General features: G+C 48.3%; 1 protein-coding gene. It reads left to right on the plus strand.

Annotated features, from left to right (window positions below):
* Positions 1 to 1,085, plus strand: a 1,085-nt coding sequence (locus AB4496_RS27755) for a TraC family protein (protein WP_372133232.1), incomplete at both ends; no start/stop codon positions are given.

Below are 1,085 nucleotides of genomic sequence, written 5' to 3' on the forward strand. Positions count from 1 at the left end.
CAAGAAGCCAAACGTGAATATAACCACCTTCATTCTGAACTGCCTTACCGCACTTTTGATGCGCAGCACAGCCTCTTTCATAACAAAAAGGGCGTAGGATTTGGATTCAAATTGAGCGTCTTAACGGGGGCGAATGACGACATGGTGGAGGCATTTAACCGTCTCATCATGGATTTACCGCCTGGCCATAAATGGGATTACCATTTTTCCATGATGGGCCACAACCACGTGAGTCATTTGATTGAGCAAAATACCGCCTTGAAATCCGCTCGTGCGGGTATTTGCAGTGAATTAGCAAAACAAGAAGCCGATTACGCCAACTTTGCGGCTCACCACGGCTTTTTTCATCGTCAGAAGCATTACTTTGACATCAAAGATTACAGCGCGTGGTTGTTTGTCTCCAGTACGGACGATGTTGATAGTGTGTTGGATTGCAAAGAGGCGCTCACCACGACTTTATCCCAAATTGGACTGGAGCTCACGCCGCTTACCCCCGAAGGCTTAATCAACTACGTCGAAGGCATTCTCAATTTTGACCCCACACAAACCGCCCCTCGCGGATCTGACTACGCACCAGAAGCGTTGATCTACAAACAAGTCCTCTCTCCTGATACCGAGTTTTTAACTCGCCGACATTACACCGACGTTCGCTTTAGTAACCGCCAACATCAAACGCAAACGGTGACCTCGCGGATCATTTCATTGGGTTTACGCAGTACACCTCGAACTTTCCGCCTTTACGCCTTGCCCGATTGTTTTGCGTCCTTAAAGAGCGTGGCCAAAAATGTGCAATGTCCACACCTCATGACCCTCAATTTTCGCCATCAAGAATCGGGCAGTTTTGCGACCAAAAATGGCGGACGCATTGGAGAGCTGGAAAAAACACTCAAGTCCCCGATGGCATTTTTCTTCCCTCAAGCGAAGAAAGAGCAGAGCGAACGCGAGCAAATTCGAGATGAAATGTCGGATGGCATCAACAGCATGGCATACATGCACCTGACGCTGACGTTATTTACCAACAAAAAATCCGAGCGACTGCATCGCACTACGGCCATTAACGCCTTTCGCTCTGGCGGGATTGATTT

The organism is Vibrio sp. 10N.222.46.A1, from assembly GCF_041473595.1.
Lineage (GTDB): Bacteria > Pseudomonadota > Gammaproteobacteria > Enterobacterales > Vibrionaceae > Vibrio > Vibrio tasmaniensis_A.